Here is a 13,282-nt window from a genome sequence, read left to right as displayed (position 1 = left end):
GGGCGCGCGTTTCCGCTTAGCGGTTAAAATACCGGTTCGCCGCGCGGCCGGTCCGCGCAAGTTGTCACCCTGCCCGCTCCAGAATCCCATGCCTTTTGTCGTTACCGATTCCTGCATCCAGTGCAAGTACACCGATTGCGTCAGCGTCTGCCCGATGGACTGCTTCGTCGAAGGGCCGAACTTCCTGGCCATCGACCCGGATGGCTGCATCGACTGCTCGATGTGCGTGCCGGAATGCCCGGTCGGCGCCATCTATAACGCCACCGACCTGCCGGTGGCGCTGGCGCATTTCGAAGACCTCAATGCTAGGCTGGCCAAGCATCCCGGCTGGAAGCCCATTACCAAGGTACAGGCGCCGATGGCCGACCACGCGCAGTGGAAGGACGTGAAGGACAAGCTGCCGCTGCTGAAAATGGCCGACGGCGACTAAGCCTCCCGGCCATGCACGGAAAAGCCCCGCAAGTTCACACTTGCGGGGCTTTTTCATGGAGCTGCGACAATCCGGTCGTTGCTCAGTTGTTGAATACGTCCGCCCCCTTGGGGATGGTGAAGGTGAAGCTGTTGACCTTCAGCGGCGGATTCTTCTCGAAGCTGTCGAAACTGAGCACCGAGACTTGCCCAAAGGAGTCGTGCAGCTCCATCGCCACCGGCATGCCGTTCCTGAAGCCGATGCCGATGCGGTCGAAAGTGGTGTCGCGGCTCTTGGGCACCGCCTCCAGCCACTCCACGCCATCCTTGACGCCCGATTCCTTCAGGGTGAAATTCTTTTCCAGGTCGTTGCTGCCGAACAGGATCGCCGCCGGCGAAGAGCCCAGCGCATTGCCCAGTTTCTTGGTGGTGACCTGGTTCAGGTCCTTGTCGTAGATGAACAGCTTTTCGCCGTCGGCCTGGATCACCTGCTCATAGGGCTTCTGGTAAGTCCAGATGAATTTCCCCGGGCGCGAGAACACGAAAGCGCCGCTGGACGTGTTCACCACCTTGGCCGCGCCATTGTCGTTCCGCACCAGGCGCTGGGTGAAATCGCCCTTGGCCGATTGGGTGCTGGCGACGAATTGCTTGAACTGCTCCAGCGCGGCCGCCGAGGCCCGGCCCGGCGTCAGCGCGGTAAAGACGATGGCGCCGGCCACGGCCAGCGCCGACAGCGAAACCGCCACGAGGATGCGGCGCAGGTTGATGGCGCGCGCCCGGGCTGGTGCCCGGCCGCGGCGTTCGATTCCTTCAAACAAGGGATGCCTGGGATTGTTCATATCGTTTCCGTTCTTACAGTTGCGCAACAAGGTAGGCGGCCACTCTTGGCCCGCCGCCTTGTCCCCGCTTAGTCGGCGTCATTGCCCGCCGGCACCAGGATCTCGCGGTTGCCGTTGGACTGCATGGTCGATACCACGCCGCTTTGCTCCATCTGCTCCAGCAGGCGCGCGGCGCGGTTGTAGCCGATGCGCAAGTGGCGCTGCACCAGCGAGATCGAGGCGCGGCGGTTCTTCAGCACCACCGCCACGGCCTGGTCGTAGAGTTCATCGCTCTCGCCGCCGCCGGCGCCCGCTCCGGCGCCGCTGCCGCCCTCGGCATCTTCCAGCACGCCGCCCTCTAGGATGCCTTCGATGTAATTCGGTTCCCCCTGGGCCTTGAGGTGATCCACCACGCGGTGGACTTCATCGTCGGAAACGAAAGCGCCGTGCACGCGCACCGGCAAACCGGTGCCGGGCGGCATGTACAGCATGTCGCCCATGCCCAGCAGGGTTTCCGCGCCCATCTGGTCGAGGATTGTGCGCGAGTCGATCTTGGACGATACCTGGAAGGCGATGCGGGTCGGCACGTTGGCCTTGATCAGGCCGGTGATCACGTCCACCGACGGGCGCTGGGTGGCCAGGATCAGGTGGATGCCGGCCGCGCGCGCCTTCTGTGCAATGCGGGCGATCAGTTCTTCCACCTTCTTGCCCACCACCATCATCAGGTCGGCCAGTTCGTCGATGATGATGACGATGGTTTCCAGCTGCTCCAGCGGCTCCGGCGCGTCCGGGGTCAGGCTGAACGGATTGGGGATCTTCTCGCCGCGCTTGTCGGCATCGATGATCTTCTGGTTGTAGCCGGCCAGGTTGCGCACGCCCAGCTTGGACATCTTCTTGTAGCGGCGCTCCATTTCCTCCACCGCCCAGTTCAGTGCGTGGCCGGCCTGGCGCATGTCGGTCACCACCGGCGCCAGCAGGTGCGGGATGCCTTCGTAGATCGACAGTTCCAGCATCTTGGGGTCGATCAGGATCAGGCGCACCTGCTTGGGCGTGGACTTGTACAGCAGCGACAGGATGGTGGCGTTGATGCCCACCGACTTGCCCGAGCCGGTGGTGCCGGCCACCAGCAAGTGCGGCATCTTGGCCAGGTCGGCCACCACCGGGTTGCCGGCGATGTCCTTGCCCAGCGCCACGGTCAGGCTGGAGTGGCTGTCGTTGTAGACCTTGGAGCCGAGGATCTCGGTCAGGCGCACGATCTGGCGCTTGGGATTGGGCAGCTCCAGGCCCATGTAATTCTTGCCCTGGATGACTTCCACCACGCGAATCGAGGTCAGCGACAGCGAACGCGCCAGGTCGCGCGCCAGGTTGACGATCTGGCTGCCCTTGACGCCGGTGGCCGGTTCGATCTCGTAGCGGGTGATCACCGGGCCCGGATAGGCCGCGACCACCTTGACCTCGACGCCAAAGTCCGAGAGCTTCTTCTCGATCAGGCGGCTAGTGAATTCCAGCGTCTCGACCGACACTGTCTGCTGCGCCGGCGGCGCTTCATCCAGCAGGGAGAGCGGCGGCAGGTCGGTATTGCTGTCGTCGAACAGGCTGGTCTGCTTTTCCTTCTGCACGCGATCCGATTTCTGCACCTCGACGATCTGCGGCTCGATGCGGATCGGCGGCGCCTCGACGATCTTGGCGCGCTCCTGCACCACCACTTCCTCGCGCTTGACGGCGGCTTCGGCGCCGGCCTTGCGGTCGGCCCGCGCGGCGAAGAAATTGCGCACCCATAGCAAGCCATCCTCGATGGCGCCGCCGATGCGCTCCACCGCCGCCAGCCACGACACATGGAAGAACAGGGAAAAGCCCAGCCCGAACAGCAACAGCAGCAGCAAGGTGGCGCCGGTGAAGCCGAAGGTCGGCTGCACCGCCGTGCCGATCATCTCGCCCAGCACGCCGCCGGGGGAATGCGGCAGCTTGGGCGCCAGGCGATGCATGCGGGTGAATTCGATGCCGAGGCTGCCGGTCATCATGAAGACGAAGCCGATAGCGCGGATCAGCGGTTCCTGCCGGTGTTCGGGCTCGGCTTCCTTTTCCACCAGGAAGCGGTTGGACAGGCGGCGATAGCCGCTCCAGACCGAGCGCCCCAGGAGCACGCACCACCACCAGGCCGACAGGCCGAAGATGTACAGCATCAGGTCGGCCACCCAGGCGCCCACGCGGCCGCCCCAGTTGGCCGCGCGCGGCACCGAACTGGCCACCGACCAGCCCGGATCGGTCTTGGAGTACGTCAGGAGGATCAAGACCAGATAGACCAGCAGCGCGGTCAGCGCCAGCCAGCGCGCTTCGGAAATCAGCCGCACCAGGCGGTTGGGCATCGGCGGGGCCGGCGCTTTGGTGTTGCGGATATGGGCTTGACTCGTCTTCGACATAACTTCCGTGCAAAAAAAGCGTAGCCGTCATTGTAACGGCATTAGATTGGCGTCATGCGCTTTTGGGGGCTCGCGCACAGGATTCCGGGCGCGGCGGCATTATCGTTTCTACAAGTTCCCGCGCGGCAAACGGCAGGTGCGGCCGGGCTCGCGCGGCCTATCGGATGAATAGCGTAATTCCATCAGCTGGACAGGGGCCTTCGTCTATAATCTTACCCGTTTTGCAGCGCAGTATTGACGAGCCTCCCGCTCGCGCGTTCGCACCGCCGCCCTGCGGCCCTGAATTGAAATCCCGGAATTCGTCTCAAGCTAGGTTGAGCGATCCCATTAAACAGACAAAGAGTATCTTATGAGCACGCCCAAACATGCCAAGGTCCTGATCCTCGGTTCCGGCCCCGCCGGCTACAGCGCCGCCGTGTATGCCGCACGCGCCAACCTCAATCCGGTGATGATCACCGGGGTCGAGCAAGGCGGCCAGCTGATGACCACCACCGACGTCGAGAACTGGCCGGGCGACCCGCTGGGCGTACAAGGTCCGGAACTGATGCAGCGCCTGCTGCAGCACGCCGAACGTTTCAACACGGAAATCATCTTCGACCACATTCACACCACCAAGCTGTCCGAACGCCCGTTCCGCCTGATCGGCGACTCCGGCGAATACACCTGCGACTCGCTCATCATCGCCACCGGCGCCTCGGCCCAGTACCTGGGCTTGCCGTCCGAGCAGGCGTTCATGGGCAAGGGCGTTTCCGCCTGCGCCACCTGCGACGGCTTCTTCTATCGCGGCCGCGAAGTGGCCGTGGTCGGCGGCGGCAATACCGCGGTCGAGGAAGCGCTGTACCTGTCCAACATCGCCAGCAAGGTCACCATCATCCACCGCCGCGACAAGTTCCGCGCCGAACCGATCCTGATCGACCGCCTGCTGCACAAGGTCACCGAAGGCAAGATCGTCATCCAGTGGCACCATACGCTCGATGAAGTGGTCGGCGACGACAGCGGCGTGACCGGCATCAGGATCAAGTCCACCCAGGACGGCGCCATCACCGATATCCCGGTGCATGGCCTGTTCATCGCCATCGGCCACAAGCCCAACACCAGCATCTTCGAAGGCCAGCTGGAGATGCATAACGGCTACCTCAAGACCCGCACCGGCACCGAAGGCTTTGCCACCGCCACCAGCGTCGAAGGCGTGTTCGCCGCCGGCGACGTGCAAGACCACGTCTATCGCCAGGCCATCACCAGCGCCGGCACCGGCTGCATGGCCGCGCTCGATGCCCAGCGTTATCTCGAAGGCCTGGAATAAACTTTCGCCAGCGCTGAACTAGCGGAGCGGCCGCTCATCCAAAAGCCGGTAGGAGCCCAGTGCTTCTACCGGCTTTGCTTTTTATCAACAGAAAGGAAAAACATGGCCTTTCCCCGTGCCGCCCGGCTTTTCCTGCTTTCCCTGCTTTCCCTGCTTTCCCCGCTCGCGCTGGCCGCCTTGCTGGCTGCCTGCAGCGCCTCCCAGGAGCCCAAGCCGCATGACGCCGACAGCAGTGCCGGCTGCGATGCCGCCAAGGTCGACTATCTGATCGGCCAGAATATCAGCGGCTATATCGAACGCCAAGCCATGCAAGAGTCGGGCGCATCCGATGTGCGTGTCCTGCGTCCCGGCGACGCCGCCACCATGGACTTCAACCCCAGGCGTCTCAATATCCACACCGACCCCGGCAAGGTCATCATCAAGCTGGCCTGCGGCTGAACCGCGGGTGTCGTTCCGAGAACCTGTTCAGGTTCTGATAAAGTAGCCCGCTGGGAAGTTTGACCGGGCTGCATCATGGCAACAATCAAGGATTTTTCCGCACTCAAGGGGCTGCGCAAGCAATTGCAGGCCCAGGAGCAGGCGCGCGCCGAAGCGCAGGCAGAACGCCTGCGCAACGAGGCTAAACTCAGGGAAGACACCGATATCTTCCGCAACAGCATCGGCCAGGTGGCGCCGCTGCGCGCCAAGGCGGCCGACAAAACGCACCATCTGCCGGAGCTGCCGCCGCCCATTCCACGCCAGCATCTGGCCGACGAGCAGGCCGCGCTGCTGGAGTCGCTGTCCGACGAATTCACCGTCGACACCCTGATGGACAGCGATGAAAACCTCAGCTTCGCCCGTCCCGGCATCGGCCCCGACGTACTCAGCAAGCTGCGGCGCGGCAACTGGGTGATCCAGGCCCAGCTCGACCTGCACGGCTACCGGCGCGACCAGGCGCGCGAGGCCCTGGGCGAATTCCTGCGCCAATCCAGGAAACGCGGCCTGCGCTGCGTGCGCGTGATCCACGGCAAGGGCCTGGGTTCGGTCAACAAGGAGCCGGTGCTGAAGCACAAGGTGCGCAACTGGCTGGCGCAAAAGGATGAAGTGATGGCCTTCTGCCAGGCGCGCGCGGCCGACGGCGGCGCCGGCGCACTGGTGGTGCTGCTCAAGTCCAGCGAGCGCGTCTCCGGCTAAGCCGCGCAGCTGGAGCGCTCGAGTGAGGCCACCGCCGCCGCCAGTTCCCGTGCGATGCCGTCGAAATCCGGCCGATCGCCAGGCGCTTCGGAACGGCATCGGTCGCGCAAGCGGCCCAGCCGCTCAATAACGGGTTCCAGGCCGGGCAGCGCGCAACGCTGCAGCAATTCTTCCAGCAGACAGCCGAACGCCCTTGCCTCCATCGCCTGCAAGGCCGCCGCATAAGGAGCGGCCGGGTCGCACAAGGATGCGGCGCCGAAGTCGCCCAGCAATGCGCTGCCCGGCGCCCGATGCAAAATGTTGTGCGCGTACAGGTCGCCGTGCACCACGCCGCGGCGGTGCAGATGGGCCACTGCGGCGGCCACATCGCGGGCTACCCCCAAGGCGTGGCGCCATTCAAAGACGGTCTCCTCGGCGTACACGTCGCGCGTGCACGATACGAGGCTGGGCGGGCCGGCAAGATTGACGAAGCTGGGCGCAATCAATGGCATCACCAGACCGTGAGCGCTGTCCGGATGCCCCCGCAACCGCCCCAGCACGGGAATCAGCCCTTGATGATCGCCGGCCGCGATGGCCGCAGCCATCTCTCGCCGGGGCAAACCATCGCTGGTGACTTCCCCCTTGAACAGTTTCACGGCAACCGCGCGCGCCTCGCTCCCGGTGCGCCAACGCGCCTCGTGGATCACGCCGGAAGCCCCTTCGCCCAGCTTGCGCAGCAATTCAAGATCGCGCCACTCAACCGGAGGCGCCTGGGCGGCGCCATCCACGGCGGCCTCAAACTCCGCGCAAAATGGATTGCCGGCCACGGCAAGCCAGCTCAATCGCGGCAATGCCGCCAGCACCTCGGGAAACGCCTCGAACCGGTTGACCGCCAGGCGCAGCAGTTCAAGGCGGCGGCAGTTCGCCATCTCCGATGGCAGAGAACGCAGGCGATTGCCCGCCAGCATCAACTTCTGCAGCCGCGTGCAATGGCCGATTTCAGGGGGCAAGGCCTCGATGCGATTGTCGGTCAGCACCAGCCAGCGCAACGCCGCGGGCAACGCCGCTCCCGGCACGCGGCCGATGCGGTTGGCCTTGAAACCGATCATCTCCAGGCGCGCGCAGCGGCCCAGCACGGCAGGCAGTTCGGTGAACGCATTGTCGGAGCAAAAGATGATGCGCAGCTGATGCAAGCGCGGCAAGTCGTCCGGCAAGGCACTGAGCTGGTTGCCGCTGAGGTCGAGAATCTCAAGCGTATCGGCGAGATTGAAAATCTCGCGCGGAAATTCGCGCAGCCCGCAAGACAGCGAAAGCCGTTTGATGCCGGCCAGCGCCCCGCTGCGTAATTGTTCAAGGGTATGCATGCCGCCTGCCCGCCAAAAGAAAGCGCGCAGTGTATCAGGGACGGCGAACATCCCGGCCCCCGGGCCATGCAGGTCCTTGGAACGCATGCCATCACCAGGTCAATCAGCCAATGGACCAATAGGCCAATAGAAGCGAAATGCGCGCTAGAACAAATCCAACTGCCCCGAACCTGTAGCGGCCTGCTGCCGCGCCGTCGGCGCCACCAGCGGCCGCCGGAACTGGCTGGCGTCGAGCGTGGCGAAGGCGCGGTTACGGTGCGTCAAACCCAGCCGCCGGCTGGCTTTCTCGAAACGTTGTTGCAGCAGGTCGGCCCAGGCGCCGACGCCGCGCATGCGGGTGGCGAAATTGGCGTCATAATCCTTGCCGCCGCGCATGTCCTGGATACGGTTCATCACGCGCGCGGCGCGCTCCGGGAAGTGCGCCTGCAACCATTGCCGGAACAACGGGCTCACCTCCCACGGCAGGCGCAGCACGATGTAGCCGGCCTGCCCGGCGCCGGCCTCGATGGCCGCTTCCATCACGCGTTCAAGGTCCGGTTCGGTAATGAACGGGATCACCGGCGCGATCGAGACGCTGACCGGAATGCCCGCCGCGGCCAGCGTCCGGATCACCCGCAGGCGCCGCATGGGGCTAGCCGCCCGCGGTTCCAGCGTGCGCGCGATGGCCGGGTCCAGCGTGGTGATGGTGACGGCGGCGATGGCCTGGCGCTTGGCCGCCATCGCGGCCAGCAAGTCGATGTCGCGCTCGATGAGCGAAGACTTGGTGATCAGCGCCACCGGATTGCCGCAGTCATGCAGCACCTGCAGCACGCGCCGCGTCAGTTTCAGTTCACGCTCGATCGGCTGGTAGGCGTCGGTATTGATGCCGACCGTGATGGTGTCGGGTACATAGGATGGCCGCGCCAGTTCGCGCAGCAGCAGCTCCGGCGCGTTGGTCTTGGCAAACAGGCGGCTTTCGAAGTCCAGCCCCGGCGACAGGCCCAGATAGCTGTGCGACGGGCGCGCGAAGCAATAGATGCAGCCGTGCTCGCAGCCGCGATAGGGATTGAGCGACAGGCTGAACGGCAAATCGGGCGAGCTGTTGCGGCTGATGATGGACTTCGCCGTTTCTTCGGTGACAATGGTTTTCAGGGGCGCAGGTTCGTCCGCGTCGTCCATATCGTCAGCCCCTTCCCGCTCCCTTGCCTGCGCCAGCGCCTGCCAGCCGTCGTCGAACGCCTCCCGGCTGACCGATTCATAGCGCCCGCGCAAATTGGTCACGGCGCCGCGGCCCTTGCGCGCAACCTGGCTGGGGTGGATGTAGGACTCGGGCGTCAACGTCGGATCGTCGTCGGCCGGCGCCTGGGGTTGTTCCGGGAAGGGAGCGGCGATGCCTTCTGGAAACCTGGGAAACCTGGAGGATTTGGACATGATGGAGGCATGAGATACTGTGTTTATATACAGTATTTTGCACCCTGCCATCCCGGCCTGCAAACCCTGTTTCAATTTTCCCTTGCCGGCCGGCCATATCGGCGCCGCAAGGGGGGAGGCAAGCGCGAATTAATCGGTTATGCTTGGCCCACCTCGCTTCCCAATCCATAAGAAATCGAACAGGGAGGATCAGGACCTCGGGTCCCAAAGGAGACAACGATGCAACACCAGGCAAACCGGCCGGATGCCGGCACGTCCCTGCTGAGCAATACCCCTGTGCTGCAGCCTGCGGCCGACAATCAATTTCTCGACCTGCAAACCATCGCGCGTTCGCACCAGCGCAGTTCCGCTTATGGCATCACCCGCCAGCAGCGCCCCGACCTGGAGACGCTCTCGCGCCCCGACCTGGCGCTCACGCTGGAGTCCAACCATACCCTGTTCGGCCATGCGCGGCCGGTGATGGAAACGCTCTACGACCAGATCCGCAATACCCACAGCATGGTGATCCTCTCGGATGCCAGCGGCACCATCCTTCATACGCTGGGCGACAGCGACTTCCTGGCCAAGGCCGACCGGGTGGCGCTGGGCGCCGGCGGACGCTGGTCGGAACAGTTGCGCGGCACCAATGCCATCGGCACCGCCTTGTTCGAACAGAAGCCGACCACCGTGCATGCGCAAGAGCATTACCTCGACGCCAACCGCTTCCTGACCTGCTCGGCAGCGCCTATCTTCGACCACCAGGGCAAGGTGCTGGGCGTACTGGACGTCTCCGGCGAATGCGGCAGCTTCCACAAGCACACCATGGCACTGGTGCGCATGTCGGCGCAGATGATCGAAAACCACCTGCTGACCGGCAGCTTCCCCGATTGCATCACCGTGCATTTCCACAGCCGCCCGGAATTCGTCGGCACGCTGGTCGAAGGCATCGCCAGCTTCACCCCGGGCGGGCGCTTCCTGGCGGCCAACCGCAGCGCGCTGTTCCAGCTCGGGCTGCCGCTGGGGGCGTTGCAATCGCATACCTTCAGCTCGCTGTTCGGCGTGCCGGTGTCGATGCTCTCCGACCACTACCGCAAGGCCATGCCGGGCTTGTTGGCGCTGTATCTGCACAACGGCATCCAGATCCATGCGCGCGCCGAGATGCGGCTGCAGGAACAGCACTTCCAGAGCGCGCGCGATGCGCTCGCCGAGCCGGCGCGAACGGCAACATCCGCGCCGCCTGCGCAACGGATAACGCCGGCCGCGCCGGGGCCGGACTTGCAGTCGCTCGACACCGGCGACGCGCAGATGCGCAATGTCATCGACAAGCTGCGCAAGGCGATCGGCCGCGACATCCCCATCCTCATTACCGGCCAGACCGGCACCGGCAAGGAATGGCTGGCCCAGGCCATCCATCAGGAGATGCTGCGCCGGCAACCGGCGCATGGCGCGCATGCGGGCATCGCCCCCTTCGTGGCGGTGAACTGTTCGGCCATCCCCGAGCACCTGATCGAGGCCGAGCTGTTCGGCTACGACGACGGCGCCTTCACCGGCGCGCGGCGCAAAGGGGCCGTGGGCAAGATCGCGCAGGCGCATGGCGGCACGCTGTTCCTGGATGAGATCGGCGACATGCCGCTGGCGCTGCAGGCACGCCTGCTGCGCGTGCTGCAGGAACGCGCGGTGATGCCGCTGGGCAGCAGCCGCCTGATTCCGGTGGCGTTCGCGCTGGTCTGCGCCACCAACCGCCCCTTGCGCGACATGGCGGCCAGCCATGCCTTCCGCGAAGACCTGTACTACCGCATCAACGGCTTGCAGGTGCGGTTACCGGCCTTGCGCGAGCGCAGCGACCTGGCGCAGCTCGTCGACCATATCCTCGCGCGCGAATCCGCAGGGCAAGCGCCGCAACTGGCTACCGAGGTGCGGCATCTGCTGCTGTCCCACCGGTGGCCGGGCAACCTGCGCCAATTGAGCAACCTGATCCGCACCGCACTGGCCATGGCAGACGGCGAACGATGCATCACGCTGCAGCACCTGCCTGACGACTTCCTCGAAGAGGCCGGCGCCCTTCCCGGCCGCGCCACGCCAATGCCCATGTCGGCGCCGGCTGCCTTGTCATTGCAAGACAACGAATGGTCGGCCATCGAGCGCGCCCTGCAGGCGCATGCCGGCAACGTCAGCGCCGCGGCCAAGGCGCTGGGCATCTCGCGCAACACCATCTACCGGCGCATCAAGGCGCGCGGCGGTTGAATCGGTCAACGGCTGGCCAACGGCGGCAAGGCGTCGAACTCCTCGTCGGTAAATAGCCGCGAGCGGGTCAGGAAGCGCTTGCCGCTGCCATTGTCCAGCGAGAACATGCCGCCGTTGCCGTTGACCACGTCGATGATCAGTTGGGTGTGCTTCCAATATTCGTACTGGTCGGCGCCGATGTAGAACGGCACGCCGTCAAGCTCGCCCAGATGCACGTCGGTGTCGCCCAGCGTGAACTCGCCGGCGGGGTAGCACATCGGCGCGCTGCCGTCGCAGCAGCCGCCGGACTGGAAAAAAATCAGCTCGCCGTGGCGCCGCTTCAGGTCGCGCAGCAACCCGATCGCCGCCTCGGTCGCCTTCACGCGTTCCGGTACCTGCATGGCCGTCTCCATGTTCTTGTCCCTGCCGTGAAAAACGGCGCCGGCCTCAGCCCGGCGCCGTCGCCCATATCGTCCGCGTCAGAAGAAGCCGAGCGCCTTCGGGCTGTAGCTCACCAGCAGGTTCTTGGTTTGCTGGTAATGGTCGAGCATCATCTTGTGGTTCTCGCGGCCGATGCCGGACTGCTTGTAGCCGCCGAACGCGGCATGCGCCGGGTACAGGTGGTAGCAATTGGTCCACACGCGGCCGGCCTGGATCTCGCGGCCCATACGGAAAGCGCGCGTACCGTCGCGCGTCCACAGGCCGGCGCCCAGGCCATAGAGCGTGTCGTTGGCGATCGCCAGCGCCTCCTCCTCGTCCTTGAAGGTCGTCACCGACACCACCGGGCCGAAGATCTCTTCCTGGAAGATGCGCATCTTGTTATGGCCCTGGAACACGGTGGGCTTGACGTAATAGCCCGCGCCCAGGTCCCCGCCCAGTTCTTCGCGCCCGCCGCCGGCCAGCACCTTGGCGCCTTCTTGTTTGCCGATGTCGATATAGGAAAGGATCTTCTCCAGTTGCTCTTGCGACGCCTGCGCGCCGATCATGGTGCCCTTGTCGAGCGGATTGCCCTGCTTGATGGCGGCCACGCGTTTGAGGGCCCGTTCGATGAAGCGCTCATAGATCGACTCCTGCACCAGCACGCGCGAGGGGCAGGTGCAGACTTCGCCCTGGTTCAACGCGAACATGGCGAAACCTTCCAGCGCCTTGTCGAAGAACTCGTCGTCCTTGTCCAGCACGTCGGCGAAGAAGATATTGGGCGACTTGCCGCCCAGTTCCAGCGTCACCGGGATCAGGTTTTGCGAAGCGTATTGCATGATCAGGCGGCCGGTGGTGGTTTCGCCGGTGAAGGCGATCTTGGCGATGCGCTTGCTGGAGGCCAGCGGCTTGCCGGCTTCCACGCCGAAGCCCTGCACCACGTTGAGCACGCCCGGCGGGATCAGGTCCTGTATCAGTTCCAGCAGCACCATGATCGAGGCCGGCGTCTGTTCGGCCGGCTTCAATACCACGCAGTTGCCGGCAGCCAGCGCCGGCGCCAGTTTCCACACCGCCATCAGGATCGGGAAATTCCACGGGATGATCTGCCCGACCACGCCCAGCGGCTCATGGAAGTGGTAGGCGTAGGTGTCGTTGTCGATGGGTGAAATGCCGCCTTCCTGGGCGCGGATGGCGCCGGCGAAGTAGCGGAAGTGGTCGATCGCCAGCGGGATGTCGGCGGCCAGGGTTTCACGGATGGGCTTGCCGTTGTCGATCGTCTCGGCCGTGGCCAGCAACTCCAGGTTGGCCTCCATGCGGTCGGCGATTTTGAGCAGCAGGTTGGCGCGCTCGGCGGGGGAAGTCTTGCCCCAGGCTTTCCTGGCCGCATGCGCGGCATCCAGCGCCAGTTCGATGTCTTCCGCGCTGGAGCGCGCCACTTCGCAGAAGGCGCGGCCAATCACGGGGCTGATGTTCTCGAAGTATTCGCCCTTGACCGGCGGCACGAATTTGCCGCCGATGAAATTGTCGTAGCGTTGCTTGAACGGGTCGCGTACGCCGAGCTTGCTGATGTCTGCCAGATTCATGTTGTCTCCATGGGTTTATAGGAATGAAAGCCCGGACGGGATCGCTTGCCGCGCAGGTGCGCGGATGACCGGACAAGCGCCCAGCCTGGGGTTCAAGCGGACATGGGGCAAACCGCATGCCAGCGCGATGCCGCAGCGCCGGCATTGCCCGCCCACCGGCCAAACCCTCTTGGCATCGGGCCTGCGCCATGGCGGCATGTGGCGC

At 64.8% G+C, this 13,282-nt stretch carries 11 protein-coding genes; 5 read left to right on the top strand and 6 right to left on the bottom strand.

The features are described from left to right. Positions 1-88 precede the first annotated feature (88 nt). Positions 89-430 carry a ferredoxin FdxA gene (gene fdxA, locus FB598_RS13240; protein WP_141915963.1) on the top strand — a complete coding sequence of 114 codons (342 nt, stop codon included), beginning with the start codon at positions 89-91 and terminating at the stop codon, positions 428-430. An 82-nt stretch (positions 431-512) separates the two neighbouring features. Here the strand turns inward: fdxA and lolA are convergent, their stop codons facing one another. Beyond that, positions 513-1,247 carry an outer membrane lipoprotein chaperone LolA gene (gene lolA, locus FB598_RS13235; protein ID WP_141915965.1) on the bottom strand — a complete coding sequence of 245 codons (735 nt, stop codon included), beginning with the start codon at positions 1,245-1,247 and terminating at the stop codon, positions 513-515. Positions 1,248-1,315: 68 nt separating this feature from the next. Then, entirely contained in the window at positions 1,316-3,646 is a 2,331-nt protein-coding gene (locus FB598_RS13230) for a DNA translocase FtsK (protein ID WP_141915967.1), read from the bottom strand. 349 nt (positions 3,647-3,995) lie between these two features. Between FB598_RS13230 and trxB the strand changes: the two genes are divergently transcribed. From trxB to FB598_RS13215, 3 genes are all read left to right on the top strand, one after another. Further along, complete coding sequence (gene trxB / locus FB598_RS13225; RefSeq protein WP_141915969.1) at positions 3,996-4,949, top strand: thioredoxin-disulfide reductase; 954 nt, start codon at positions 3,996-3,998, stop codon at positions 4,947-4,949. 102 nt (positions 4,950-5,051) lie between these two features. After that, a complete protein-coding gene (locus FB598_RS13220) occupies positions 5,052-5,387 on the top strand; it encodes an I78 family peptidase inhibitor (protein WP_141915971.1) in 336 nt (111 codons plus the stop codon). Between the two features lie 75 nt (positions 5,388-5,462). Beyond that, a complete protein-coding gene (locus tag FB598_RS13215; protein ID WP_141915972.1) occupies positions 5,463-6,122 on the top strand; it encodes a Smr/MutS family protein in 660 nt (219 codons plus the stop codon). On the opposite strand, the gene FB598_RS13210 is transcribed toward FB598_RS13215, so the two are convergent. Both FB598_RS13210 and FB598_RS13205 read right to left on the bottom strand, forming a co-directional pair. Next, positions 6,119-7,465, bottom strand: coding sequence for a leucine-rich repeat-containing protein kinase family protein (locus FB598_RS13210; RefSeq protein WP_141916102.1), 1,347 nt, complete (start codon positions 7,463-7,465; stop codon positions 6,119-6,121). The genes FB598_RS13215 and FB598_RS13210 overlap by 4 nt on opposite strands. Positions 7,466-7,609: 144 nt before the next feature. Further along, positions 7,610-8,875, bottom strand: a complete 1,266-nt coding sequence (locus FB598_RS13205) for a PA0069 family radical SAM protein (RefSeq protein WP_141915975.1) — start codon at positions 8,873-8,875, stop codon at positions 7,610-7,612. A 219-nt stretch (positions 8,876-9,094) separates the two neighbouring features. Between FB598_RS13205 and FB598_RS13200 the strand changes: the two genes are divergently transcribed. Then, a complete protein-coding gene (locus FB598_RS13200) occupies positions 9,095-11,098 on the top strand; it encodes a sigma-54-dependent Fis family transcriptional regulator (protein ID WP_141915977.1) in 2,004 nt (667 codons plus the stop codon). A 5-nt stretch (positions 11,099-11,103) separates the two neighbouring features. Here FB598_RS13200 and FB598_RS13195 read toward each other — a convergent pair whose 3' ends face one another. Both FB598_RS13195 and adh read right to left on the bottom strand, forming a co-directional pair. Then, positions 11,104-11,478 carry a DUF779 domain-containing protein gene (locus FB598_RS13195; RefSeq protein WP_141915979.1) on the bottom strand — a complete coding sequence of 125 codons (375 nt, stop codon included), beginning with the start codon at positions 11,476-11,478 and terminating at the stop codon, positions 11,104-11,106. A 78-nt stretch (positions 11,479-11,556) separates the two neighbouring features. After that, complete coding sequence (gene adh / locus FB598_RS13190; RefSeq protein WP_141915981.1) at positions 11,557-13,077, bottom strand: aldehyde dehydrogenase; 1,521 nt, start codon at positions 13,075-13,077, stop codon at positions 11,557-11,559. Positions 13,078-13,282 lie beyond the last annotated feature (205 nt).

Source organism: Herbaspirillum sp. SJZ106, assembly GCF_006715495.1.
Lineage (GTDB): Bacteria > Pseudomonadota > Gammaproteobacteria > Burkholderiales > Burkholderiaceae_D > Herbaspirillum.
This window is presented reverse-complemented; position numbering and strand designations above follow the sequence as displayed.